Below are 24,839 nucleotides of genomic sequence, written 5' to 3'. Positions count from 1 at the left end.
GTTGCTGAGGGGCGAAGTTGTCGGCGTGTTGTGCATCCCGGGCGTGTCGTCTTTGCGAGACCTCAAAGGCCCCACCGTGTACGATGGTTCGTCGACTTGGAAGGTGAGGAGCCTGATCGTTGAGGGCCAGGGTCGTGGCGGCGCGCCGCCATGCGGCCAATCGGAACGTCTCAGAGGTGCGACGCATGCGGCAATGCACCCGGATCCGAACCCGAACCACTCGCAGGAAACTCTCAACAAAGTTGTTCGTCGTCGGGTCGTACAGCGCCCCGATTAGTTGCGGATAGTTGCGCCGCGTTTCTCGATAACACGAGGTCGGAGCCCGTTTCGAGTAGTCGATCGTGGCTGACGGTTGTGCCCAGTTGTCGTGCGGCCAGATCCTCGAGCAATGGCTGCTGAGGCGCGGCGACCAGGTGTTGGTGCTGACGGAGATGAAGAACTCCGACGGCGGCCGGGAGCTGCTGGCGTGCCTGCGCGCCGAGGGCTACACCATCACCACAGCGAACCGTTCCAGCTCCGACGACCCCTATTTCGCGGTCATCGCCACCCGCGGCCTGACAACGACCGCGGTGCCGGACAGTCGCGTCGGACCCCGTATTGCCGCCCTCGACATCCACATCACCGGTGGGACGCTGCGAACCGTGGGCATGTATGCACCGACCAATGGCATGAGTGCCGAAAGCAGCCACCGGCGCAGCATATTCCAGCAGCACGCGATCGGCTACCTGACCAGCATCGCCACTCCGGCAATGTTGGTGACAGGGGATCTCAACATCATCGAACCCGGCCACCAACCCCGGCTTCCGGCGTTCGAAGCCCATGACTACCGCTTCTACAGCGACCTGATCGCCCTCGGCCTGCGCGACGCATTCCGAGTGATCCACCCCGATACTGTCGAACACAGTTGGTTCAGCGAACGATACGGCAATCAACGCATCGACCACACCTTTGTCAGCGCCGACGACACCCGCGCCCTCACCATGTGCGTCTATGACCACAGCACCCGCACGACGGGGATCAGCGACCACGCTGCGATGGTTACCGTCCTCGGCTACGCCACTGCTCAGCCGACCGAGGCTGGTGCATCCAGGTGAGAAGTCAGCTTCCGCAGGAAACGCAGCATGCCCGGATCGAAACGGTCGGGGTCAGACCACTCGGTGGGATCGTCGATGGCGAACCAGCGCAGCTCGCGGGCCTCGGCAGGATCGCGTACCAACTCCATTTCCTCCGACCCGGACAGCAGAAACCAGAACGTCACATCGGTATGCGAATGGTCACCCCGCGTGGCGGTGACGGTGAGGAAGAACGGATCACCGGCAGCGAAGCGCGGATGAAACGCGGGCTCGATCCCCAGCTCCTCCCGCGCCTCCCGCAGCACCGCCGCACGTGGATCCTCGCCATCGTCGACGTGCCCACCGGGACACAACCAGGCATTCGCCTTGACATGATCAGTGACCAGCAGCCTTCGGCGCACATCGTCGACAAGCACCGCGTACACGCACAAATGCGGATTCGGCTCATCAGGCGGATGCACGCGAAACAGGCCTGCGCCCGAGTCGATCCAATCGAGAGCGAACGAACGTGCTGCACCTTCGATCTCGTCGAACACGCTGATCTGTTCGACCAGGTCGCGCACGGTCTGGCGCGCATGCTGACTGCTCGACACCACGTTCCCTCCACTGCCTCGACGGCCCCACCTGCGGGTGTGGCCCGCACCCTACCAGCGGCGGCACGCCCGGCCGGGATGCCGCATCCGAACCCGTTGGCATGTGCCGACATCGGCAGGGGAGACGAGGGCAAATGATCACTCGCCGGCTTGGAGCGTGCGGACTCAAAGTGTCCGCGTTGGGCGTCGGATGCTGGGGGATCGGCGGGCCCACCACCAACCTCGGATTACCGATCGGCTGGGGACCGATCGACGACACCGACGCGCTCGCAGGGCTGCGCGCCGCCTACGAACACGGCGTCACCCTGTTCGACGTTGCCGACGTCTACGGCCACGGCCGCGCCGAGCGCACCCTCGGGCGGTTTCTCGCGCAGGTGCCCCGCGACGCCGTCGTGATCACTTCCAAGGTCGGATACTTCCGAGGAACCGCGGCGCACGGCTATCAGCCCCTGCACATGCGCCACCAGCTCGAGCAAAGCCTGTACAACCTCGGCACCGACCACCTCGACATCTACTTCTTTCACCACCCCGACTTCGGCGACAACGACGCCTACCTCGACGCAGCCATCGACACCATGCGTGGATTCCGCGACCAAGGCCTCATCCGCGCGATCGGCATGCGAGGACCACACCGCCACGCCCTCGACCGGCTCACCGGCGCCACCACCGGCAACAAATACCAGCGCTTCCAGCAGCTGTTCAACATCATCAACCCCGACGTGCTGGCCGTCCGCGACAACCTGCTCACGCCCCAATCCCGGGCCGGTATCTTCCACCTCGCCGACCACCACAACTGCGGCGTCCTGATCACCAAACCCCTCGCCCAAGGCCTGCTCACCGGCAGCCACCACCCCACCCGTCCCCGCCAATTCGGACCCGCCGACCACCGATCCCGCAAACGCTGGTTCACGCCCGATGCTGCCACGATCATCACCGACGGACTCGACCAACTCCGTCGCCTCGCCGGCCCTGACCCCGCCGACCTGATCCGCATCGCTCTGTGGTCGTGCCTGCAACGCAGTGACAACGCCGCAGTCCTGGTCGGTTTCACCAGAGCCGAACAGATCACCACGAACATGACTTGCCTCGGCGACCCGCCGCCTGCTCACACCATCGACACCGCCCGCCGCATCATGGCCGACGTCCAGCGGCAGCTCGACGGCACCGGGCAGGTCTTCACCGACGAATCACGACCGAAAGAAGCTCACAATGGATGACCGCCGCGCGATCTGCATCTCCTGCGCCGAAATCGAACGCCGGCCCGACTCCCACCTGCTGTGGGACCTCCTCGGCCGCGACATCGGCGAATCGTATCTACTCTACGAAAGCGACAACTTCATCGTCGTCCCCGGCGCCGACGCCCTCGTCCCCGGCTACACCCTCATCATCCCGCGCGAGCACATCCTGTCCCTCGGCTACCTCCCCGACCACCTCGACACCGAATTCGACACCATCCTCACCGGCGTTAAAGCCTGGCTCACCGCCGAATTCGGGGCAGAAGCCCATGTTTTCGAGCACGGCGCGAAGAACTTCCGGGAAAAAGGCGGCGCCTGCGCCGACCACGCCCACACCCAAGTCGCCCCGATCGGCACCACCGACACCTACCTCACCGCACTACAACGCGACTTCACCACCACCGAAACCAGCACCTACCTCGACGCCGCCCGCGACACCGTCGCCCGAGGGGACGGGCACCCTTACCTGTTCACCCACTCCGACACCCACGGCGGCGCCATCGCTATCGCCACCGGCGCCAAAAGCCAATACTTCCGCCGCCTCCTCGCCGCACAAATCAGCAAACCCGACGAGTGGGACGGCGTACTCTTCCCCTTCCTCGACAACATGCGCGCAACCATCGACGCCGCACTGACACTGCCCAAATACCTGGAACCTGCCACAGAGGGCGGGAGCAGGAATCGGCGGTGATAGTGACAGTCATCTCGGCCACACCGCAGAGCGCCGTCATTTCGATTCAGCTCTCCGAATTTAGTGTTCGCGGTAGCGACTGGTCATAGTATCGGGCCGTGCAGCTGCGAGAGTTCATCGGACCGCCGATCGCCGAACGCGAGCTGACCAGAAATGGCGAGCGGGTTCTGGTCGAGTGCGCACTACCTGCTCAGTTCGACGGCGGCGGTGGCTACGGGTGCTCGATCCGAATCGATGGCATACCAGAGCGTGAGAAGGTGTACACGATCGGCGGAGCCGATTCGGAGCATGCGCTGATCCAGGCCCTCCAGTTCGCTGATCGCATCCTCTCCGACGCCGGTTGTCTGTGGAACGGCAGCTCCGATCTCGGAATCGTCCCGCCGCGATTCGGTCACGACCTTCTCGCCTGCCTCCGCACGGAAGACGCCGGTGCACAACGTGAACAGTCGACGGCGTCGGAGCGGCGGCAGTCGGAGGATGACACGGGCGACGGTGAGAACGACGCAATGGGCAGGCAACGATGAGCAACGATGACCAGGATGCTGGGTTCGGGGATGCCCAGCAGGATCCAGCCTTTCTCGACTGGCTGGCAGCCATGGACGCTCAGCGGCGGAGCGTCCGCCACGGCTGTTCCGTCGAACGATTGCGTTCTGGCGGGCTTCTTCGACAAGTGCCTGAAGCTCGAGAGAGGTTGGTTCGTCTATGCCGCGGTGCGGCCACCGCTACGCAAGCTTTCGCCAGTAGCGGAGGTAGGTCCGCCGCGCCTTCCGACACCGCTGCCTCGACCCGCTGTGTGTACTCGGCAAAGGTTGGAGTTCGACCATTCTCGTGTGGCGTTCGCAGCAGTGCTTCGGGCTGGACACCGAGGCGAGCGAGAAGTGCCCGTGCGACCTCTAGATCATTGGTGGTCATGGCGCTGCCCACCGATCGTCAAGACCATCGGAGAGCGTGTCCTCGACAACTCCGGGTGGGATGACCGCGACAGTAGCGCACTCCGGCAATGGGATGAGTAGGACGCAATCTCCCGGGAGGATACCGAGGGCGCGGTGAATGGCGACGGGCAGGTGAATCTGCCCGAACGGCCCCACTGTGAAGCGGTGGTCGGACCGGTCGGTACTCCGAATGAGAATCACACCTCGGCTAACGGCGTATGTGATGGCATGACCAGCGCCCCAGCCCATCGCATTGAATGCGGAGCGGCCCGACACTCGCGCTCGGTCACTTACAACCGATGAGAAGAAGGAGAAGCTCGACGAAGCGGTTCGTGGGGCTGTCGCGTAGGCCCGTTGCGGGAGGGGCAGCCCAGACGGCGTGGAGCCAAGAACGGCAGTGAATTGATCGTGTCGAATCAGCATAGGACGCTCTGTTCAATCCTGTGTCTGCCAATTCTCCCGACTCCATGAAACCTGAGATTCAGAGATTACGCCACCCTGGCCTGAGGACGCCATCGTTCCGCTGGCCCGGCCACGCCGACCGTAGCGCCGACTGCGTGTCCGGGATACGTCTGCTCATGACACTGCGACCAGCACTACGACGGCCGCCGCGTACTTCCCTGTCAAGCACCCGGAATGGCAGGAGCCCGCGAGGGCGGACTCGGTAGTGCTCGGCACGGTGTCAACGTCATCAACGGCCTCGGTAAACCCAACTCCCACGCCCTGATGATCAAGGAGCCCCTCGTGCTGCCCCGGTACCTCTGGTCAGCGCAACATGACGCGGATTCCGACCTGCTCGGACATTGTTTCCCTCTGAATCGCTGCTCACGGTGCTCCCGCAGTCAATCACCACGCGCCCCAACACAAGACCGATTCCGAGGTCTTCGACCCTGAACGGTTCGCGCCCGATCGACGACACAGGGGCGAGAGTCATCGGGCCTATTTGGTGAGATGTCGACACTCGGAACGAAGAATAAGCTCTCGCCCTACCAGCAGCGGACATCCGCCGAACAGTAGGCCTCGCCCGCACGTAGCCGCAGGCGAATCCTCCGAACTGCTCGGACAACTCGCGTGTTATGTGCGCCGGAACTCGTTGGGAGAGCGGCCGGTCCATCGCTTGAAGGCGTGTGAGAAGTTGGCGAGGTCGCTGTATCCGAGATCCGTGGCGATCTCACTCACCGACATGGATCGGTCGAGTAGCCGCAGCATCGCACGTTCGCGCAGGACTGACTGGCACAACGCGCGAAAGGTGGTCCCCTCCTCGGCGAGGCGACGCTTGAGCGTGCTGGTGGACATCGACAGCTCGTGGGCGACCGACTGGCTACTTCTTCGTCCCGGGTCTTTCTCCAACAGCCGTCGTACCTTCTCCGACAACGGTATGGCTCCGCTGCGCTGGTCGAGAGTTCGTTGCAGATCGACGATGGCGAGTCGATACGCTACGGGATCGGAGAACCGGCAGACCTCGTTGAGCGTGGCGGCAGGGATATGGAGGAACGATGTCGGAGCGTCGAAGAACACGCACCCGGCTAGCATACTTTCGTGACCGGTCGGGAAGGCTGGCGCCGACCAGCTCAGATGGAGTGATATGGTCCGTACTTCGTCGGCGAGCATGTCGAGCAGCCGCACTAGCGCCGACCCACTGTAGGTGACGACCAGGCAGTCCAGAGCCGGATCACGTGTGTGTCCGGTAAGCCCGACAGTGAGGCCGTGCTCACTTGGATGGAACTGTGGGCTGACCGCTGTCGAAATCAACGGCAGGTATGTGAGCAGCTCTACGATCTCGGCCACCGACCCGGCGCTCACCAGCGGGAAACTCAGCGGGCCGAAGGATGTCAGCTGGGCCTGTTCGGCGAACGCGAAGCCGAGCAGGGTTGCCTGGTCGGCATCGAGCTCGGGGTAGACCTCCCGAAACCAGCGCAGCGGGATCTGGACGTCATTCTTGATCAGGGCCGGCTCGTCGATTCCTTCGCGAACCATGATGTTGCGAAGTTGTGCGACGGTATCTGGGTCAAGCGCTTGGCTCTCGAGCAGCTGAACGAACACGAGCGGGGGGACACCGGCGTCGCCAGGGTGTGCCCCCATCATTTGATGTTCACCGTCATCTCGCTGAGCCGAATTCACAAGTTTCTGCCCCTGTCGAACATAGCCGTCGATCACCTCTTCGGCAAGACTTTTACCTGGTATTCACATCGAGGCTACGTATCAGGAGTTGCCATGGCAGTTGTCAGCTTTGTCTCCCACGACGGAGAGAAGCATGAGGTGCCTCTCGAAGAGGGGCGCTCACTGATGCAAGTCGCGACAAACAATGCGGTTCCCGGCATCGACGGTGACTGCGGAGGCGAAGCCGCGTGCGGTACCTGCCATGTGATCGTCGATCCGCACTGGATCGAGCAGGTCGGCTTCTCCGGCCCTGAAGAGGAGGAGATGCTTGCGATGAACCCTGAGCGCCAGCAGACCTCTCGGCTGTCCTGCCAGATGATTGCCTCCGCGGGCTGGGACGGTTTGACCGTCCAATTGCCTGAGTTCCAGATGTGACAACGAGAGACGGTTGAATCGTGATGAATATTCCTTCAGCAATCACCGCCAAGGTGCAGTCGACCATCCCGATGGATCTGCAGATCCAAGGCGCACATCTGTACGACAAGACGCGTCGCTGGGTTACCGGGACGAATGGGGAGAAGCTCTTCGTCGAGAAGCCCATCCCGCCTGTCGATGAGGTCGAGCTCGCCGACATCGATCTCAGCAACCCCTTCCTCTATCGTCAGGGGCGCTGGCAGGACTACTTCGAGCGGTTGCGCAACGAGGCTCCGGTCCACTATCAGCCCAACAGTCCGTTCGGTCCATTCTGGTCCGTCACGCGTCACGCCGACATAGTGGCCGTCGACAAGAACCATGAGGTCTTCTCCGCCGAGCCGTTCATTATCATCGGGGCGCCGCCTCGCTTCCTGGATGTCGAGATGTTCATCGCGATGGACCCACCACGCCATGACACGCAGCGGGCTGCGGTCCAGGGTGTTGTCGCACCGAAGAACTTGCGTGAGATGGAGGGTCTGATTCGATCGCGTGTCCAGGAAGTTCTGGACGACCTGCCCGTGAATCAGCCGTTCGACTGGGTACAGAACGTCTCGATCGAGTTGACCGCTCGAATGCTCGCAACCCTGCTGGACTTCCCGTACGAGCAGCGTCGCAAGCTCGTCTACTGGTCAGATCTCGCGACCTCGATGGAGCAAGCCAATGGCGGTCCCTCGGACCTTGACAAGATATTCCCCGGCATGCGCGATATGGCGCGCGGTCTGAGCGCTCTTTGGCACGACAAGGCGGCCCGGACAGCCGGCGGGGAGGAACCCGGCTTCGATCTGATCACCATGTTGCAGGGTAACGAGAACACCAAAAATCTGATCGACCGCCCGATGGAGTTCTTGGGCAACCTCTTGTTGCTGATCGTCGGTGGCAACGACACGACCCGGAACTCGATGAGCGGCGGTGTGCTTGCACTCAACCGCTTCCCTGACCAGTTCGATAAGGTGAAGGCGAACCCGGGCTTGATCCCCAATATGGTCTCGGAGATCATCCGGTGGCAAACTCCGCTGGCCTACATGCGCCGGATCGCCAAGGCAGACACAATTCTGAACGGCCAGTTCATCCGCAAGGGCGACAAAGTGGTGATGTGGTATGCCTCGGGCAATCGCGACGAGCGCGTGTTCGAACGACCGGACGAGTTCATAATCGACCGGTCCAACGCCCGCAACCATATCGCTTTCGGCTTCGGCGTCCACCGCTGCATGGGCAACCGGCTGGCCGAGCTGCAGCTTCGGATCCTCTGGGAGGAGCTGCTTCCTCGCTTCGAGAATATCGAGGTCGTGGGGGAGCCCGAGTACGTGCAGTCCAACTTCGTGCGGGGCATCAGCAAGATGATGGTCCGCCTCACTCCGAAGGCAGACGTATGAGTGTACAGCGAGCTCTCATCGTCGGGGCCGGCCATGGTGGAGTCCAACTCGCGGCCAGTCTGCGCCAGGATGGGTGGACGGGCGAGGTCGTCCTCATCGGTGAGGAGGCGACTCTACCCTATCAACGCCCTCCGCTGTCGAAAGCCTATCTGGCCGGGAAGAGCACAATTGACGAGCTCGCGATCCGCAGCGCGGAATTCTATCGCAAGCAGGGAATCAAACTCGTGGATGCGACAGTAGAGGCGATCGATCGATCGGCTGGTCGCCTCGCACTGAGCACTGGCGACGCATTGCCCTATGACAAGCTCGCGCTGTGCACTGGTGCCCGCCCTCGTCGGCTCGCCACCTCGGGCGCCGATCTGGCAGGGGTCTACTACCTACGCACCGCCGCCGATGTCGAGATGATCCGAGCCGCTGCCCGCCCCGGGCGGCGGGCCGTGATCGTCGGCGGCGGCTACATCGGACTGGAGACGGCCGCCTCCCTGCGAGCGTTGGGTCTTGAAGTCACCGTGCTCGAGGCGACCGAGCGCGTCCTCGAACGGGTCACTGCCCCGCAGGTCTCGGCGTTCTTCGACCGAATCCATCGGAACGAGGGCGTGAACATCCGCACGCACGCGCTGGTCGAGGCTGTGTCTGGCGACAGCCGGGTCCGAGAGGTAGTCCTGTCTTGTGGTGAAGCGATTCCCGCCGACCTCGTCATCGTCGGCATCGGCGTGGAGCCGAACACCGAGCTCGCGGCCGCCGCAGATCTGGTCGTCGACAACGGAGTCGTAATCGACGACCAGGCTCAGACCAGTGACCCCGATATCGTCGCGGCTGGGGACTGCGCCAGTCACCGGATGGCCCGTTACGGCCGCCGTATACGCCTGGAGTCGGTGCCGAGCGCCAGCGAGCAGGCCAAGGTCGCAGCCGCGACCATCAACGGGAAGTCCAGGAAGATAGCGGCGCTTCCGTGGTTCTGGTCGGATCAATACGATCTCAAGCTCCAGATCGCCGGCCTCAACACCGGATACGACGAAGTCGTCCTCAGCGGGGACCCATCCGGGGACCGCGACTTCACCTGCTTTTACCTCCGCGCCGGCGAGCTCGTGGCCGCCGACTGTATCAACCGCCCCCGCGACTTCGTATTCAGTAAGCGGGCAATCACGCAGCAACTCCACATCAACCGGGACGAACTGTTGCTCGCCGGCTCGGCCTGAGGCCACGGTCTGTTGGGTGATGGCTACGCGGCAGTGCGTGGGGCGTAGGCCGGCTCAGCGGTGGCTGACCCGCTCTTGCTTCGATGCACCGGTTTTGCCCAACCCCCAGCCGATTGCGCGACGTTCAGTGCATAGCAGCCCGTCTCGTGTTCGGCCGATGGTTGCAGCCCCAGCAGTGCACGATTCGGGACTTAACCAGCCGACTCAGTCCTCGCTGAGGAGCTCGACGTCGTCGAGCCGGGTGAGCGGATCGGCGCCGAAACAGGAATCGCTGGGGATCGCGTCGGTTGTGTGGAGCCGCATCGTGGTTGCTGCCTACGCGTTGGCGTAGGCGTCACCGACCGACCCGACCGACCCGATCGACCGTCGGAGATCCGAGACCGCCAGTGTCTCCACGAGTTTCACTGCGGTGTATCGAGACCTCACATCGGAATGATGTATCGCTCTACCGACCGGAAGACCTTCGCGAGCCCGCAGAGCAACCGCGGGCCGGATCGCCTTCTCCGCAAACGTGGCGTCTTCGCTGGTCGAGCATTCCGAGCCGAGGACGCAGCCGGCGTAGGCATCGACGACGAACGCGGTAGACGAACATCGGTGATCAGGCGGATGTAGGTGAATCGGCCATGAGCCGCGTGTTCTGCGCCAGAACCCGAAACTGCCGGTCCGCCAGGTCGGTCGCTCTCGACGCGGCCTGGTTCGGTTTGGTCATGCCGACCTTCTTGCCGGGCACGATCAGCCACTGCTATCGCGGGTCGCTAGTCGCACGAAGAAAGGTGTTGCCGCTTCGCGGATTCCGATCGTTCCTCGGATTCCCTATTCGTGCAGTGCAGCTGGCGAATCTCCCTCGCTGCCTCGGTCGACACGCCTTCGGCGCCGCCGGTGTCGACCGCGGCGCGGCGCACCCAATTGCGCAGGGCTTACGGGTCGCTCCGAGCCTCGCAGAGACCGCTTTCATCCCGCCGAAATGCGTGGGCACCATACCCGGGCGGTTCATCTGCCGGGGCTACCTGGTCGCGATCATTCCCGTCGATCAGGGCTTATGGGTGGACTGGCAATGCCGAAGCAGGCAGTGCGAAACGGCGCCACCTAGCGACGGAAGCGCGGAGCAAAGTGCAGCCGGAGTAGTGACCGAGGGAGTATCTTCGGTGGCCGATGCCTGCCAACCCGCCCCTGCACCACAACCGCACCTTCCTCGGCCGTAGATGGGCGAGACTGCTCATGTGGATGGTGTCGTCGCACGTCGCGGTTGCTATCGGCCCGACTTTCGCCGGGGCGATATCGCTCGGTTGCCAGAGGGCCGCTCGCGCGTCCCGGGATCGATCGAAATCCTCTATTGACACTGCGTGAGCAGCACCACATACTCATACCCTGAGTATCTGGTACTTGCAGTAGTGCACAAGGAGGTGCCGTGAGCAGGGTGCGCTCGATAATGACCCGACGAGGTACGTCATACCGGCGAAGCCATTCCGATCATTCGGAGAACGAGCTATGCCGGATCGCCGACACTTTCATAGCGGGCGCGCCAGTTGCATTGCGGAGCGATACTCTTGGTTGGGACGGGAATCTGTGGTAATGCCTGAACGTAGCGCGCTATCGACGTCGACGAGGTTGCTCAGAGAAAACTTTTCCGAAACCGTAGTGTCGGCGCTCAGAACTTTTGGCCGGTCGACGCAGATGGCTTCTGAGTCGGCTGCGGGAGCAGTAAGCGATATCGTTCGTTTGAGATTCCAGTGGCGAGAGGCACTGAATCAAGCTTGGTATCTGATCACGGTTACTGCGATTCCGGCCATCCTGATGGCCGTGCCTTTCGGTGTCATCGTTTCCGTCCAGGTCGGAAACTTGATTCATCAAATCGGGGCGGACTCCCTGCTCGGTGCCGCTGGTGGATTGGGTGTGATCAAACAGGGCGCCCCCATGGCAACAGGGCTGCTGCTGGGTGCGGCCGGAGCGGCCGCAATCGCGGCGGATCTGGGTGCACGTAACATTCGCGAAGAAATCGATGCCATGCGAACGATGGGCATCAGCCCCTTGCACCGACTGGTTATTCCTCGGATGGTGGCGATGGTTTTCGTCGCGCCGATGCTCAATATCTTGATCATCTTCACGGGCGTGATAGCTGGATATGCGGTCGCAATCGGCCCCCAGGGAGTGACCCCCGGCAGCTACTGGGGAACGTTCGGCTCTTTCACCGTCGTCGCGGACATCGGTGTCTCGATAGCCAAGTCCGTGCTGTTCGGATTCATCGTGGTCGTGATCGCGTGCCAGCGGGGGCTCGAGGCAAAAGGCGGTCCGCGTGGAGTGGCGGATGGCGTGAACGCGGCTGTCGTTCTCTCCGTAGTTTCCATCGCCATCACGAACCTCATAATTACTCAGCTGGTGTCGATGTTCCTTCCGACGAGGCTGGCCTAGATGTCGGAGGTAAAGGTTACTCCACCCCGGCTGGCGAGGCTCAGGAGAAGAATAGCGCCGTTCGGAGCCCGCATCGCGCTCCTGGAGTCGATCGGTTTCGTACTCGCGTTCGTTTGGGAGGCGCTGTCCGCGATCCCGTTCACGATCAGGCGATATCGAGCCGAGACTATGCGCGTGATCACGGATATGACATGGGGCCAAGGGTCCATTATCGTCGGCGGTGGAACTGTACCGATGCTGGTGGTACTCGGTCTGGTGATCGGAGGCTCGGTCGGTGTAGAGTCCTTCACCACTCTCAACCTGATCAGCATGGGGCCGGTGACCGGCATCGTTTCGGCCTTTGCCAATACACGGGAACTTGCACCGATTGCTGCGGGCGTCGGGTTCGCCGCACAAGCCGGATGCCGTATTACGGCCCAAATCGGCGCTATGCGGATCTCCGAGGAGATCGATGCACTCGAGTCGCTTGGACTGCGATCGATACCGTTCGTTGTGACCACCCGGGTCATAGCCGGGGCCGTGGCAATCATTCCGACATTCTTGATCGCCTTGATCCTGAGTTATGCCGCTTGTCGCGCGGTGATCGTGCAACTTCATGGCCAAGCCGCCGGTGTCTACGATCACTATTTTTATCAATTCATCAGCGGCTGGGATGTGACGGCTTCGGTGATAAAGGTTCTCGTATTCGGGACGGCTGTGATTCTTATCCACAGCTATCATGGGTTCTTCGCCGTTGGCGGGCCAGAAGGCGTCGGAATCGCATCTGGACGTGCTGTCCGTGCCAGCTTTGTGGCAATCATCGGTTTGGATATGGTGTTGACCCTCCTCTTGTGGGGCGTCAACTCCTCCATCGAATTTACGGGGTGAGAAACGATGTCTCGCTATGAAATGCCGGGTGTGTCGACATCGAAGCGGTCATCGGTCATGCTGGGTGTTCTCGCCGTGATCATAGTGATCGTAGTAGCCTTGACCTGGACTGTTGTGATGGCCCTCCAGGATGATAATCGAATAGTGGTACTGCTGCGTACCGAGTCCATCGGCGACGGGATCACCGTCGGAACACCCGTTCGATTCGACGGTATCGAGATAGGTGATGTTTCGGAGATCGAATCGGACGATGGGGCGAAACAATTGATTCTCAGACTGGAAAGCGCCGAATCGGCAGGTCTCACGGACGGGCTATTCGTCGACTACTCGCCATCGAACTTGTTCGGCATCAGTGAAATTGCGCTGAAACCAGGTGATGGTGGGGCTCCATTACGGGATGGCAGTATCGTCGATTTGACGGGGCCGCGAGCCGACCGGCAACGAGACGCAACGATGGGTGTTCTCATCCGCAGCGTAGCTCAAGCAACTGGAGACATTCTCGTCCCGGAATTGACCGAGATCCTGACACGGGGCGCGACAATAGCCCGGCAATTCACACCTCTCATGGAGGCAATCGTTGTATCCAGCCGGAACATTGCTGAAACCCAGACGATGCCGATATCGCAGCTGCTGGACCAATACGGATCCATGCTAGTCGGGACTGCATCGATGATCGACGGTACGGTCGGCCTCATAAATCGGCTCACCACGATCGAGATCTTGAATACGGATCGTGAGCTGTTCGATACGACTGTCAATACTGTAGGTCGGGAGTTCTTTCCTGGGCTGGCGGAAACTCTATTCGCGGCTCAGGGTCATCTGTCGGACTATGCGGCTATGCTCGCTCCGGTTCTGTCAACGGCCAGCAGAATGGTACCTACGCCCGGCGCCTCGAGCACGCAGCTCACTGAACTCCTATCACGTCTAGACCGATCATTCACATCGACTCCAGACGGTCCGATTCTGAACATCGAGTTGGTTCTCGATATGGTTCCAGCGTTCACCGCGTTCTTGCCGGGGCTTCTTCCGCCACCATCCAACATCGGAGGTGGCCGATGACAAGACAGCGTAGTCTTCTGGCGACCAGCGCAAAACTTATTGTGTCTGCCGTCGTGATCACTGTGCTGCTCGCAATCATCGTTCAGACGGTGCAACGCCCCGTATCTGGAGACGCGGTAGAATTCTCGGCTGAATTCGTCGACGCGAACGGCCTCAAGGCCGGCGACGATGTTCGTATGGATGGTCTCCGAGTTGGCGAGGTACGATCGATTACCTTGGATGCCAGTGGTCGAGCGGTGGTTGGATTTGCGGTCCAGCGCAATCACCCGATCTACGAGAACACTGTGCTGGCGATTCGCTATCAGAACCTCGTAGGACAGCGATATCTCGATGTTCAACAATCATCGCCGACCACAGCGGAGTTGCCGGCCGGACATAAGTTCGATATTGCCAACACGATCCCGTCGTTCGACATTACGAATCTATTCAACGGCTTACAACCGGTACTCGCAGAGCTGTCGCCCGAAGCGGTGAACAAGTTCGCAGAGAACATGATCGCTGTCATCGAGGGAGACGGAGCGGGCGTCGGTTCCGTCCTCGACTCTATCGAAGCCTTGTCCAACTATGCGCTGGACAGGCAAGCGGTAGTCACCGTTCTGGTCGGAAATCTCAAAGAGATATCCGACCATATCGGTGGCCGATCCTCGCATCTCGTCCGACTTGTCTCGGAGCTGGCCTCGGTTGTGTCCACGTTGCGTAGCAAGGTGGATGGAATTGTCGAATTCGCCCTCATGGCACCAGACGTGATCGCGCCATTGAACGGCCTTCTCGAGGCCTTCGGCTTGACGACCGGACCTAACGCCGATGCCGATGCCCTGTTGGGGGCAGTATTTCCGGACCCGGAACAGGCGGTCGAGGTGCTGCGGAAGCTGCCGGCCGTTCTCGAGACACTGAATGCGTGGGTTCCCGCCGATGGACCGGTCATCAATCGTAACTGCTCGAACGGCAACGCCGAAGTTCCGGCGCCGTTACATGTGTTGATCAGTGGGCAAAGGATCTCGATATGCGAGCGGTGATCAGTAAGCTACTCCGTGTTCGCGGGGGAACCGCGTTGCAGTCGGTGAGTGCTCCTCTTCGAAGCATGGACCGAGAATTGCGCTGGGCTGGCGTCGGGGCCGCAGTGATGGGAGCGGTCTTGACGGCGAGCGTAGTAGTCTACGTAGTACCTTTCGACGAGTCCACATACTGGGCGGAAATGCCGGAAGTGGGCTCGGTCAAGGTTGGCGATGACGTCCGAATCGCGGGTGTGCCGGTCGGCGCGGTGAAGTCCATCGAGCTGAGCCGAAGAAACGTTCGAATGAGCTTCACCGTCGACAGCGACATCTTCATCGGTGACCAGACGAGTCTCGATGTCCGTATGCTGACACTGATCGGCGGCCGCTACCTCGCGGTGACACCGGCGGGGAATTCTGCGTTACATTCGTCCATTCCCGCCGAGAGGGTCCATCTTCCGTACAGCCTGGGTCGGACTTTTGAGGACGCGATTCGGCCGATCGATGATATCGATGGCGATACGTTGCGTCAGAATTTGACGAACATGAACGCTGCGATTGCCAGTGCACCGTCCGGCATTCGCCGAGCAACGGAGGCATTCGGATCTCTGGTCGACATCCTCGACCGCCAGAACCGTGACATTTCGGACACGCTCGCGATGGCGGACGAGTATCTCGGCGCGATCAACGAGTCGAAGGCGACACTCGGCGGAATGATCGACAGCGTCAATCTGATGGAGACAGTGGGCCTCGACAAAAAGGCCGAGATCTACGAAGCCGTCCGGCTGATGGACGAGCTTCTCGCGCGTATCGCGGGCCTCGAGCCGGCGTATCGATCCAGGTTGCAATCCGTTGCGCGAGCCCTGGCCGACGTCATCCCTGAGCTGGAAAGTCTGGGTGAAGAGATGGGACAGGTTGTCACGAATACGCGCGACCTACTGGCGCGGCTCCAGCCGATCGCGTCGTCGAAGGAAGGGCTCGTGGTCGACCAATCCGCGACAGTTGTCCCGGTGCCGTCGGTGTGTATTCCGGTCCCCGGAAAGGAGTGCTGACGATGAATAAGCTCTTGGCGTCCCGGGGTCTCATGTCCGTTCTCGGTGTCGCGGTCGTATGTGCAATTCTGATCGTCGGATACTTCGTGATCATCGAGCCTCCCAAGAGGATGCGTAGCTACTGCGCGAATATGCCGGATGCAATCGGCTTGTACGCCGGGAACCATGTCACCATGCGAGGGGTCAGAGTCGGCTCGGTGACGCGTATCGAACCTCATGGTGACATGGTCCGTGTCGAATTCGAGGTAGAGGTAAACCATTCGCCCCGCGGTCAGGTGTCAGCTACTACCGTATCCGACACAATCGTCGCGGATCGATCGCTTGCATTACTCGATGACAGCGAAGCCGAGCATGAATGGGATTCCGGACAGTGCATTACCCGTACACTGACACCAAAGAGCATGTCGCAGACTATGAATGCGCTGGGCAACCTCGCTGCAGAGATCACCGATGGAAATGGTTCTACACAGCGTGAAAGGCTTGCGGATGAGCTCGCGGCCTTAGATGCCGCATTATCCGGAACAGGACCTGAAATGAATGATACGATCCTCAAGTTGGGTCGTGCTCTCAATTCCCCCAATGCTGCTATCGGGCATATCGGTGCGCTTATCGACTCACTGCGATCATTATCGGACAGCATGGCCGGCGGATGGGGCGATATCAAGGCCATGATCACTCGTCTGGCTCCAGGTCTCGAAGTGATCGATCGTGGCATCTTTGAGCGCACCGTGTCGATTATCGATTCGTTGCGGATCATTGTGCCATGGTTGAACGAGATTACTTCAATGTTTGGTGACCAAATTCTCGAAGCGCTGAACGCGACAGTCCCATTAGCGCGTCTCGCCCGTGCGAATATCGGCTCGGTACAAGAAATAATCGACCTGACGCCACCGCTGGTGCAGGCTTTTCAGAGGGCGACGGCGCAGGAGGGTGGTTCACCGATCCTGACTTACGCGGCGCCGGTGGCTCAGCTGCCGCCGGCGGACGCAGAGCGGGTATGCGCGGCCATCGAGCGTGTCGTGCCAGGTAGCTGCAAGTCCGCTGAGAACGAGTTGGAGAAGGTTTCGGTTCTTCCGTTGATATTCGGGACGGCAGGTGCGCGGTGATGGTTCTGCGACGAGTCGTATGGGCGCGATCTGCTCGTGAGCGTGGTGGTCGGTTCATCGCTGCGGCCGCGGTGGCAATGGTGTGCATAGTTCCCGGATGTGGATTCGATCCCGCGGAGGTTCCCGTTCCGGGGACCGGAATTTCTGGAGACCGGTACGGTATCCGGATTCTGTTCGCTGACGCCTTGAATCTGCCAGCGCGAGCGAAGGTTACAGTCGATGGTCTGCGAGCAGGGGTCGTGCGCGATGTGTCACTGGTCGACGCGGGCGAGGACCACGACGGGTATGTTGCCGTCGATGTCGACCTGATGGCGTCGGTTCGATTGCCGGTCGGCACCACCGCTGAACTCCGCCAGCCGACGATACTTGGCGATGTCTCCATCGCGCTGATGACTCCGCCGACCGGCACGCAGGATGCCCTTCCCCCGGGCGCCACCATCGGATTGGACAAGACGAAGCCGCTGCTGCAGGTTGAGGACACCATGAACGTACTCGCGACCTTCGTCCAAGGAGGAGGGATTCAACAGGCTCAGGAGATAATGAACCGCGTGAACGGGGTGCTGCCGATCGACACTCGGCAGACTGCTTCGATATCCGAGGTAGTCGGTGCGGATATCATTGACCTGGCCAACCACCTGGATGCCGTCGACGCAATGCTGAACGGTCTGCGCGCGAACACGGACGTGGTGCAGCGTAGAACCCCTGAACTGGAGTATTTGCTGACCGAGTCGGGGGTGAGTCAGGCCGCTGCTTCGATGACTTCCATGATCGGGTTGATCACGTTGTACGACGGATTCAAATTGCTCACAGAATCTCTCCGGTGGGTCGGCCCCCTGGCGCAATCGGGCAATGAGGCCGCACGTGCCTTCGTGCCGCTATTGTTCACTCGCCGCCCGCTTGATCTGAACGCCCCCTCGAATTTGAACAAAGCCGTGGCCATTTTGCGCGAAAAGGTTATTCCATTTGTTGAGCGCGGTCCGAAGGTTGATATTGTAGGCATTGAAGGCGTCGGCCCCATATCGGACGACGATCGGATAGACAGTATTCTTGCGTCGCTGCGGATGATCGGAGTGGTTCGATGAAGCCAAGTTCCGTGCTATCCCTGGTGTCGATCGGAATCGTGCTGGTCTTGGGCACCGCATACCTAACATTCGGTGTGCTTCGAGTTGATTGGTTTTCTGGCAGGACTGTTGTGACCATGGCTCTGCCGAGGACCGGGAGTTTGCTACCCGGTTCCCCGGTCCTGTTGAGAGGAGTGAAGGTAGGAGAGATCGACTCTATCGACAAGGCCGAGCGTGGTGTCGAATTGGTGCTGAGTCTCGATCCCAAGTACAGGGTTCCTGCGACCGGCAGCGCTACTGTTGAGGACCTGTCGGGGTTGGGGGAGCCCTATATCGAGTTCGTACCGAATACTGATGCCGGGCCCTACCTGGCCGACGGTCAGCGTATCGACGCGGTTGAAGTGGTTCTACCCCGCTCGATACCTGATGTGGCGCATACTGTCACCCATCTGGTCGAGCAACTGAACCCACAGGCGATCAGCAATATCGTCAAGACCTTGGATCAGACGTTGTCGGGGACGGAAGCCGTGATGCCGCGTCTGGCGGCATCGACAACGCTGCTTTCGGAAACGATTCTGAGTAGGTCACCCGAAATCCGGAATATCTTGAAGAATTTGCAAACAATGGGTGCTGATATGGAGTGGGCCGAGCAGTCGATGACCGCCGCCGGCCCTCTGTGGGAGGAAGCCGGAGCGTGGGGCGCACTCATCGCGGACTCTCTGGCGCGACTGTCTCGAATCGGCAATATGCCCGGGGACTATATCGAAGGAAACGGACTCATTCCCTTCCTTGATAAAGTGACGTCTTACATCAATGAGATCGGCCCCGCTCTTCGTGATCTGGTCCCGGCGGTACAGCCACTGGCGGAAAGCGCGTCGAACTCCATGGCGCAAATCAACATAAGCGACCTGATAGATCGTGCACTCAGTGTCACGGGGGACGGTGCTTTGCGAATGCGGATCGCTGTCAAATAGATGTGAAAGAACGAGAGACACCGGAGCTGATTATGCCCACAGAAGATTCTCATGATACTGACCGCGAAGCTGCGGAAGAAAAGCCGGTTGACGCGGGTGTGCCTCGGACGTCGGTCAAGGGTGGCTCGAGCGCGCGCGGGTCGGAGAGGTCGTTCTCGATAAGCCTGCGTTCTCTGGCCTTGGGAACCGCAGTAGCCCTCCTTGTTGTCGCGGTGGCCGTTTCGATTCCGTTGTGGCTCTCGGCTAGGAGCGAGTTGAAAGATCGGGACGCTGTCGTAGCCGCGGAGAAGCGCGCCGAAGAAGTAGCGTCTGAGTATGCAGTCGGAGCCTCGAATATCGACTATCAGAATTTCGACCAGTGGGTTCGTGGTTTGAAGTCCAACGTCTCGCCCGTTCTTGCAAACAAGTTCGATGCCACTGCTCCGCAGCTGAAAGAAATTGTGCTGCCACTGAAGTGGAGTTCTAGTGGAGTTCCCATCGCGGCGACAGTGCGCTCCGAACGATCGGGTGTCTACGTCGTCAACGTGTTCCTGAATGTGACATCGAAGAGTGCGCAGATACCGGAGGGTGCGCAAACAACTGTTACCTATACCGTAACAGTTGACAAGAATCTGGATTGGAAGGTAACAGATGTCGGTGGTGTCGACTCGGCACTCCCGGCCAAATAGTCACCGGGGTTTTTCGACGTTGAGGAGCTTGGAATAATGACTTCGATTTCCAGCGCGGGTGTTCCCTGCCGCCGACTCGCTCTCACACGGGACGACGGTCCGACATTGCAGATCACCGAATGGGGCTCGCAGACCCCGCGAGTGACGATGGTCTTGACCCATGGACTCGCGTTGTCGCACGAGAGTTGGGAGGACGTTGCTCAGCTTGTGATCGCTGCGGACCCGACTATTCGCGTCGTTACCTACGACCATCGGGGACACGGGGATTCGGAGTCGGCTCCGGCCAGCCTCGAGATTCTTGCGGATGATCTTGCGACTATTCTTTCGGAAACTGTGCCTACGGGTCCGGTCGTATTGGGTGGTCATTCGATGGGAGGGATGACTCTCATGGCCTTGGCTGAACGTCACAGTGAGGTGCTCGGACCGAGAATCCTCGGCGTCGCGTTGGTGTCGACAGGGGCGGGCGATATTCTGGGAAATATGATGCGCAGCAAATTCTTGCGAAGGCTGATAATGCTGGGTCTGGAGGCGCTACCCTATATCAGGATTCCTTCCCGGCCGCTTTTCCTGATGCGGCAGTCGACACGAGGCATCCTATTCGGAGCGCGTCCTCGTCGGCACGATATGAACCGTGCTGTGCTGCAGCTCGCGAAGAGCAATTCTCGCAATGTCGCGGAGCTGACCCGTTCGATACTCTCTCACAAGCGTTACGGTGTGCTGGGCAGATTCAGCTGTCCCGTCGTCGTGCTGGTCGGGTCTCGTGACCGCCTGACCCCCGTTCATCACTCGCGTGCGCTTCGGCATCGTATTCCAGGGAGTCATTTGGTCATCTTCGAAAAGGCTGGGCACTACCTGCCCTACGAACGCAGCGGTGAGGTGGCCGTCCATCTCCTCGGATTGACTCGGGAAGCGCGCATACGCGAAGCAACCGTCGCATAGCGGCATTAACATTCGTCATACGCTGAGGGTAACGATAGGCGAATAGTTCGCTATCAGAGCTTGATATCGGTCCGGGAACCGCGGAACGCCCTTTCTCAACAGCCGGATGATGACTGTCAGGGTAGTGGGTGCAGCCGCAGCGCGCTGGGGCCGATGTCGTATAGTCCAGCGCCGGCTGCCGGTGCCGCTAGTTGTGGTTGGCTTTGAAGCCACCGATTTCAATGCGGGTTCCAGCTGGCTGTTTCAGCGGTTGCGGCCCGGCGCGCGGGTTCGCAACCTTGTTGTCGAACGTCTCGGCGAAGCTGTTGTTCAAGGTTGTGCCCGGCGGCAGGTACCGAGCTACAGAACATGCTGGTCACCATCATCGGTCCGCCGCCCCGGTTTTAGGTTGGACAACGGTCGGGAGATGATTTCGGTTGCCCTGCAACCAGTTCTGCGCTGACCGGGTCGGAGTATCCTAAGCGGTGACGGGACCCGGTAGTCGGTCCGCCGCGTGTGAGAACCATTTGTAGGGGATGCAGGGTTGTAGCGTATCCGGCTGGGGCGTTGCAGCCCAGGCCGGAATCTCTTCGGCGGTGATTGTATTCTTCCTTCCAGTCGCTGATCACGACGCGGGCTTGGGTCAACGACCAGAAGCTGTTGATGTTGGGGCATTCGTCGCGTCGGCGGCGGCTGAACCATTCAATGTAGCCGTTGCGGCAGGGTCGGCTAGTGTGACGAACGCTGAGCAGACCCGTTCCGCCGCCCAGTCGCCTGGCACGCGAAATTGGTCTGTTGCCGCAGCGCAGGGCGGCGGGGTAGCTGCGATCGACAGCGATTCGTTGATGAGTCCGTCGGCGGTGATCGATCGTTCCACCAGCCGGCCCAAGCATTCGCGGGTGTGTTTCATCGACGATGGAGACGATCTTGACTGGGCGTGCGTCGTCGCTGGCATCGAATCGGAAGTCCACTGCCCATACACGGTTGGGTGCCTTTGCCTCCGTCGTGGTGGTGGTGGTGGTTTCCAGGCGTTTCGGCGCCGCAGCGGCCCTCGTAATCCCTCGTCGCGCCAGAGGCGTTGGATTTTCTTGTGATTGACTGTCCAGCACTCGCTGCGGGCGCCGTGGTAGGCGCGGCGGAATCCTTGCCGTGGATGGGTTTCGTCCAGGCACGCAGCCATTCACGCAAAGCCGCATCGGGATGTGCGTTGGTGTCGGTGGTTCGAACGCGCCGTTGTGTACTTCGATGTTCGCCGGTAACCGGCAGGCGAACCTTTCGCGGACCCCGAGCACCCGCACCAGGTGCGCCACGGCCGCCCGCCGGCGTTCCGGGTCTAGAAGGTTCCCTTGGCGATCTCGTTCAATGCAGCTTTCTCTAGCTTCGCCTCGCCGAGAAGACTTTTCAGAGTGGAGTGTTCGCGTTCGGGGCCCTTCAACCGTTTGCCGTCGCCGGCCTTCAGCCCGCCGAACTGGTTGCGCCACCGTTAGTAGGTGGCCATGGTGATCTGCAGTGACGGCGACTTCCTTATTCTCGCCCAGCAGGTGGACGGCCTTGCTCAGCTTGCGCACGGCCTGTGGAGGTGTGTGCCCTTTTCGTGTCGCCATAGTCATCGAGCGTTCCTGCCCACTACGTGGGCGGCAATGCTCTCACAGCCGCCGGACCAAATGTCATCGGGTCAGGTCAGACGAATTCGCAAAGCGCGCACCACTTGAACCTACCTATCCTCGATGATCAGACACTGCCCATTCGACCTACGGGCCGCTATGCGATGCATGGGGGACAACGCAACTGACTATGGATCGAGTGCTCGCCGCACTGATGCCATCGATCGGTCATTGGCGTGGGCATCCGATCGACTGGTTCGAGCGGCGTGTGTAGGCCAGGGGAGGTGACGTCGGCGGCGCCGTCGGATACCGCTTTCGGCGGCTTTTCGTGGAGGGGAAAGTGGGACGAGGATCAGAACCCCGGCTATGGTGATCGCTGCCAGCGCGAGCGCCGAATGTTCCACCCCACTCCAAAAGGCATCCTTCGCATAGTCGGCGAGAGGCCTTCCTACATTACCGGCACGCTCAGCGACTTCGAGGGCACCGGCAAGGGAACTGCGGACCGGAGCGCGCGCGGGCTCGGGAAGGCGGTCCAGCACCTCGTTGATCCTCGAAGTATAGCTCGCGGACAAAATGCTACCGGAGACGGCAATGCCGATGGCCGCGCCGACTTCGCGAGTCGCGTCGTTGACCGCAGCGGATACCCCGTGCTTCTCCAACGGTGTGTCGAGCATGATCGCGTTGGTCGCGGGGGCGGCCGACAAGCCCAGCCCGGCGCTCATGATCAACAGGGGCCAGAGAACGTCGAAGTACGACGAACCGGTGTCGAGGCGAAGGATGGCGAGTAAGCCGACGGCGATGGTCAGAAGACCGGTCGCTGTCGTCACCCGCAATCCCGCCCATGCAGCGATTGCCGGCGACACGAGTGACATCACGATAAGCGGAACGACCATCGGCGCCAGCGCCAGCGCCGAGCCGAGGGCATCGAACCCGAGGATGAGCTGGAAGTGCTGTACCAGTAGGTACATCACACCGAAAGTCACGAGGAACTGGATGGTTATCGATAGCGCGCCGCTTGAGAAGCCCCGGCGGCGGAACAGGCTCACGTCCAGTAGCGGGTGCTCGGCACGCACCTCGGTGAGGATAAATGCCACGGTGCCGATTACTCCCGCCGCACCTGCGACAAGAACCCGGACATCCGTCCAGCCGCGCGACGGACCCTCGATGACCGCGAACACCGACGTGCCGATGGCGAGCACGACCCAGAACATGCCGAAAAGATCGAACGGCGGGAGTTCGGCGTCCTGTGAATCAGGCACGGTGAAGGCCAGAACCAGCAGTAGTAGTGCGACGACGGTCAGACCGACGAAGATCGAATGCCACGACCACTGGGTAAGAAGCAGACCGGATCCCACCATGCCGATCACGCCACCCGAGCCGGCGATCCCGGCCCAGACTCCGACCGCGTACGACCGCTTCTCCACTGGGAGGTTGCTTGTCAGAAGCGAGAGGGTCGCCGGCATGACGAAAGCTGCTCCTGCGCCCGCCAAGGCCCGGGAGGCAATGAGTGCCGCAGGAGTATCGAGAAATACAGGCACAACTGAAGCGGCCGCGAAGACCGCCAGGCCGACGATTAGAACGCGTCGGCGCCCATACCGATCGCCGATCGCGCCAGCGGGCAAAACCAAGCAGGCGAGGACCAGCGTGTATCCGTCGACGATCCATGTGAGAGCATTTTGATCTGCGCCGATGTCGAGCGCAAGGGCAGGCAGAGCGGTGTACAGCGCTGCCATGGCCGCAACAACCAATGCTACTGCGGCACAGGTTATGGCCAGCGTCCAAGCCGCGGAGTTGCGGTCGCGAAGCCGGTCTCCAAAGCTGATCATGTCGGTATCCTGGTCCCTCGGGGCGTCGTCGGCATTCGCGTAGGTCCTACGGCTCAGCTTTGCGTAGCTTCTACTTCCTCCAGCGTCGTCGGCACGTGATAGGGCGGTCGTCCTCTGCCCTGAACTCGATAGCGGCCCCAGAAGTCACGATCGCCGATGGTCGCCGGCGCCTCGCCCGTACTGGTCCGGATCAGCACGGAACGTCGGCGTCCCCCTAACAGATTGTCGAGTTCGTCGTTCTGGCGGATGCGCCCGTACCAGCTGAAGCGGCCGTCGATGGGTTGGAAATAGCCGCGCAGTTCGACTTGCACCTCGACGTCGTCGGTTGCGATCACCACTGTGGCCGGCCCGATGTAGTCAGAGGCATCGTGCGGACTCTGAGACTTCACTGTGAACTCCTCCGTTTGGTCGATAGTCGACGCCAGCGATCGGATCGCCCGGCACTGGGGCCAAGTAGCCCGGCGTCGGGATCGGGGCCGGCCCTTGACAAGCCGCGCCGCCGGGGTCAAAGTTACCTCATACCCCAAGTATCCGCTACTGCCCGTATTGCACTCTTGAGCGGATACCGGGTTACTGCCACCGGACGTTGATCCGGACTGGATGTATCGATGCAGAGTCATCGATCGAGTCTCA

Annotated in this window: 22 protein-coding genes and 1 pseudogene; 17 read left to right on the top strand and 6 right to left on the bottom strand. The window is 61.0% G+C overall.

Annotated elements, in window-relative coordinates; genetic code table 11:
• Positions 1-341: 341 nt before the first annotated feature.
• Positions 342-1,094 carry an endonuclease/exonuclease/phosphatase family protein gene (locus AC5W7N_RS18790; protein WP_165448789.1) on the top strand — a complete coding sequence of 251 codons (753 nt, stop codon included), beginning with the start codon at positions 342-344 and terminating at the stop codon, positions 1,092-1,094.
• On the opposite strand, the gene AC5W7N_RS18785 is transcribed toward AC5W7N_RS18790, so the two are convergent.
• Positions 1,064-1,669, bottom strand: coding sequence for an NUDIX hydrolase (locus tag AC5W7N_RS18785; protein ID WP_130915560.1), 606 nt, complete (start codon positions 1,667-1,669; stop codon positions 1,064-1,066). The two genes, AC5W7N_RS18790 and AC5W7N_RS18785, sit on opposite strands and share 31 nt — an antisense overlap.
• Positions 1,670-1,836: 167 nt before the next feature.
• On the opposite strand from AC5W7N_RS18785, the gene AC5W7N_RS18780 reads away from it, so the two are divergent.
• From AC5W7N_RS18780 to AC5W7N_RS18770, 3 genes are all read left to right on the top strand, one after another.
• Complete coding sequence (locus tag AC5W7N_RS18780; protein ID WP_197731452.1) at positions 1,837-2,883, top strand: aldo/keto reductase; 1,047 nt, start codon at positions 1,837-1,839, stop codon at positions 2,881-2,883.
• Entirely contained in the window at positions 2,876-3,592 is a 717-nt protein-coding gene (locus tag AC5W7N_RS18775) for an HIT family protein (RefSeq protein ID WP_130915562.1), read from the top strand. Before AC5W7N_RS18780 ends, AC5W7N_RS18775 begins: the two co-directional genes overlap by 8 nt.
• Before the next feature lie 98 nt (positions 3,593-3,690).
• Positions 3,691-4,116, top strand: coding sequence for a DUF6968 family protein (locus AC5W7N_RS18770; RefSeq protein ID WP_415175828.1), 426 nt, complete (start codon positions 3,691-3,693; stop codon positions 4,114-4,116).
• A 1,482-nt stretch (positions 4,117-5,598) separates the two neighbouring features.
• Here AC5W7N_RS18770 and AC5W7N_RS18765 read toward each other — a convergent pair.
• Positions 5,599-6,606, bottom strand: coding sequence for a helix-turn-helix domain-containing protein (locus AC5W7N_RS18765; RefSeq protein ID WP_163848368.1), 1,008 nt, complete (start codon positions 6,604-6,606; stop codon positions 5,599-5,601).
• 132 nt (positions 6,607-6,738) lie between these two features.
• Here AC5W7N_RS18765 and AC5W7N_RS18760 point away from each other — a divergent pair, with 132 nt between their 5' ends.
• Genes AC5W7N_RS18760 through AC5W7N_RS18750 form a run of 3 tightly spaced genes read left to right on the top strand, consistent with a single transcriptional unit; the run spans position 6,739 to position 9,670 of the window.
• Complete coding sequence (locus AC5W7N_RS18760; protein ID WP_130919329.1) at positions 6,739-7,059, top strand: 2Fe-2S iron-sulfur cluster-binding protein; 321 nt, start codon at positions 6,739-6,741, stop codon at positions 7,057-7,059.
• A 23-nt stretch (positions 7,060-7,082) separates the two neighbouring features.
• Positions 7,083-8,471 (top strand): cytochrome P450, encoded by a 1,389-nt coding sequence (locus AC5W7N_RS18755; RefSeq protein WP_130919330.1) that lies wholly within the window; start codon positions 7,083-7,085, stop codon positions 8,469-8,471.
• Positions 8,468-9,670 carry an NAD(P)/FAD-dependent oxidoreductase gene (locus tag AC5W7N_RS18750; protein ID WP_138453229.1) on the top strand — a complete coding sequence of 401 codons (1,203 nt, stop codon included), beginning with the start codon at positions 8,468-8,470 and terminating at the stop codon, positions 9,668-9,670. The genes AC5W7N_RS18755 and AC5W7N_RS18750 overlap by 4 nt, the downstream gene beginning before the upstream one ends.
• Positions 9,671-10,268: 598 nt before the next feature.
• Here AC5W7N_RS18750 and AC5W7N_RS18745 read toward each other — a convergent pair.
• On the bottom strand, positions 10,269-10,400 hold the full coding sequence (locus tag AC5W7N_RS18745) for a hypothetical protein (RefSeq protein ID WP_269472911.1): 132 nt from the start codon (positions 10,398-10,400) through the stop codon (positions 10,269-10,271).
• 842 nt (positions 10,401-11,242) lie between these two features.
• Here AC5W7N_RS18745 and AC5W7N_RS18740 point away from each other — a divergent pair.
• The 10 genes from AC5W7N_RS18740 (at position 11,243) to AC5W7N_RS18695 (ending at position 20,797) form a co-directional block, all read left to right on the top strand.
• The gene (locus tag AC5W7N_RS18740; RefSeq protein ID WP_036542646.1) at positions 11,243-12,079 is read left to right on the top strand and encodes an MlaE family ABC transporter permease; all 837 of its coding nucleotides are present in this window, start codon (positions 11,243-11,245) and stop codon (positions 12,077-12,079) included.
• Positions 12,080-12,946: an MlaE family ABC transporter permease gene (locus AC5W7N_RS18735; RefSeq protein ID WP_130915567.1), complete on the top strand. Its 867-nt coding sequence runs from the start codon at positions 12,080-12,082 to the stop codon at positions 12,944-12,946.
• Positions 12,947-12,952: 6 nt separating this feature from the next.
• Entirely contained in the window at positions 12,953-14,005 is a 1,053-nt protein-coding gene (locus AC5W7N_RS18730; RefSeq protein ID WP_130915568.1) for an MlaD family protein, read from the top strand.
• Positions 14,002-15,021 carry an MlaD family protein gene (locus AC5W7N_RS18725; RefSeq protein ID WP_130915569.1) on the top strand — a complete coding sequence of 340 codons (1,020 nt, stop codon included), beginning with the start codon at positions 14,002-14,004 and terminating at the stop codon, positions 15,019-15,021. Before AC5W7N_RS18730 ends, AC5W7N_RS18725 begins: the two co-directional genes overlap by 4 nt.
• Before the next feature lie 179 nt (positions 15,022-15,200).
• Positions 15,201-16,049, top strand: coding sequence for an MlaD family protein (locus AC5W7N_RS18720; RefSeq protein WP_165448790.1), 849 nt, complete (start codon positions 15,201-15,203; stop codon positions 16,047-16,049).
• A gap of 2 nt (positions 16,050-16,051) precedes the next feature.
• On the top strand, positions 16,052-17,155 hold the full coding sequence (locus tag AC5W7N_RS18715; RefSeq protein WP_130915571.1) for an MlaD family protein: 1,104 nt from the start codon (positions 16,052-16,054) through the stop codon (positions 17,153-17,155).
• Positions 17,155-18,237: an MlaD family protein gene (locus tag AC5W7N_RS18710; protein ID WP_217439867.1), complete on the top strand. Its 1,083-nt coding sequence runs from the start codon at positions 17,155-17,157 to the stop codon at positions 18,235-18,237. The genes AC5W7N_RS18715 and AC5W7N_RS18710 overlap by 1 nt, the downstream gene beginning before the upstream one ends.
• Positions 18,234-19,190, top strand: coding sequence for an MlaD family protein (locus tag AC5W7N_RS18705; protein WP_130915572.1), 957 nt, complete (start codon positions 18,234-18,236; stop codon positions 19,188-19,190). Before AC5W7N_RS18710 ends, AC5W7N_RS18705 begins: the two co-directional genes overlap by 4 nt.
• Positions 19,191-19,222: 32 nt before the next feature.
• Positions 19,223-19,858, top strand: coding sequence for a hypothetical protein (locus tag AC5W7N_RS18700; RefSeq protein WP_178128354.1), 636 nt, complete (start codon positions 19,223-19,225; stop codon positions 19,856-19,858).
• A gap of 105 nt (positions 19,859-19,963) precedes the next feature.
• Positions 19,964-20,797 carry an alpha/beta fold hydrolase gene (locus tag AC5W7N_RS18695; RefSeq protein WP_165448791.1) on the top strand — a complete coding sequence of 278 codons (834 nt, stop codon included), beginning with the start codon at positions 19,964-19,966 and terminating at the stop codon, positions 20,795-20,797.
• Between the two features lie 527 nt (positions 20,798-21,324).
• On the opposite strand, the pseudogene AC5W7N_RS18690 reads toward AC5W7N_RS18695, so the two are convergent.
• The 3 genes and pseudogenes from AC5W7N_RS18690 to AC5W7N_RS18680 form a co-directional block, all read right to left on the bottom strand.
• Positions 21,325-22,386 (bottom strand): annotated as a pseudogene (locus AC5W7N_RS18690) (integrase core domain-containing protein); the annotation flags it as partial.
• Positions 22,387-22,568: 182 nt separating this feature from the next.
• The gene (locus AC5W7N_RS18685; protein WP_495921940.1) at positions 22,569-24,206 is read right to left on the bottom strand and encodes an MFS transporter; all 1,638 of its coding nucleotides are present in this window, start codon (positions 24,204-24,206) and stop codon (positions 22,569-22,571) included.
• Positions 24,207-24,259: 53 nt separating this feature from the next.
• Entirely contained in the window at positions 24,260-24,595 is a 336-nt protein-coding gene (locus AC5W7N_RS18680; RefSeq protein WP_014349813.1) for a DUF4873 domain-containing protein, read from the bottom strand.
• Between the last annotated feature and the right edge of the window lie 244 nt (positions 24,596-24,839).

The organism is Nocardia sp. CDC519 (assembly GCF_059509835.1).
The sequence above is the reverse complement of the archived record's forward strand: the minus strand, read 5'-3'. Positions and strand labels throughout refer to the sequence as shown.

Excerpts from the sequence above, each read along its gene's own strand:
- AC5W7N_RS18775 (WP_130915562.1), top strand. The coding sequence starts at position 2,876 with ATGGATGACCGCCGCGCGATCTGCATCTCCTGCGCCGAAATCGAACGC.
- AC5W7N_RS18765 (WP_163848368.1), bottom strand. The coding sequence starts at position 6,606 with ATGGGGGCACACCCTGGCGACGCCGGTGTCCCCCCGCTCGTGTTCGTT.
- AC5W7N_RS18760 (WP_130919329.1), top strand. The coding sequence starts at position 6,739 with ATGGCAGTTGTCAGCTTTGTCTCCCACGACGGAGAGAAGCATGAGGTG.
- AC5W7N_RS18755 (WP_130919330.1), top strand. The coding sequence starts at position 7,083 with ATGAATATTCCTTCAGCAATCACCGCCAAGGTGCAGTCGACCATCCCG.
- AC5W7N_RS18750 (WP_138453229.1), top strand. The coding sequence starts at position 8,468 with ATGAGTGTACAGCGAGCTCTCATCGTCGGGGCCGGCCATGGTGGAGTC.
- AC5W7N_RS18740 (WP_036542646.1), top strand. The coding sequence starts at position 11,243 with ATGCCTGAACGTAGCGCGCTATCGACGTCGACGAGGTTGCTCAGAGAA.
- AC5W7N_RS18735 (WP_130915567.1), top strand. The coding sequence starts at position 12,080 with ATGTCGGAGGTAAAGGTTACTCCACCCCGGCTGGCGAGGCTCAGGAGA.
- AC5W7N_RS18730 (WP_130915568.1), top strand. The coding sequence starts at position 12,953 with ATGTCTCGCTATGAAATGCCGGGTGTGTCGACATCGAAGCGGTCATCG.
- AC5W7N_RS18725 (WP_130915569.1), top strand. The coding sequence starts at position 14,002 with ATGACAAGACAGCGTAGTCTTCTGGCGACCAGCGCAAAACTTATTGTG.
- AC5W7N_RS18720 (WP_165448790.1), top strand. The coding sequence starts at position 15,201 with ATGCCGGAAGTGGGCTCGGTCAAGGTTGGCGATGACGTCCGAATCGCG.
- AC5W7N_RS18715 (WP_130915571.1), top strand. The coding sequence starts at position 16,052 with ATGAATAAGCTCTTGGCGTCCCGGGGTCTCATGTCCGTTCTCGGTGTC.
- AC5W7N_RS18710 (WP_217439867.1), top strand. The coding sequence starts at position 17,155 with ATGGTTCTGCGACGAGTCGTATGGGCGCGATCTGCTCGTGAGCGTGGT.
- AC5W7N_RS18705 (WP_130915572.1), top strand. The coding sequence starts at position 18,234 with ATGAAGCCAAGTTCCGTGCTATCCCTGGTGTCGATCGGAATCGTGCTG.
- AC5W7N_RS18700 (WP_178128354.1), top strand. The coding sequence starts at position 19,223 with ATGCCCACAGAAGATTCTCATGATACTGACCGCGAAGCTGCGGAAGAA.
- AC5W7N_RS18685 (WP_495921940.1), bottom strand. The coding sequence starts at position 24,206 with ATGATCAGCTTTGGAGACCGGCTTCGCGACCGCAACTCCGCGGCTTGG.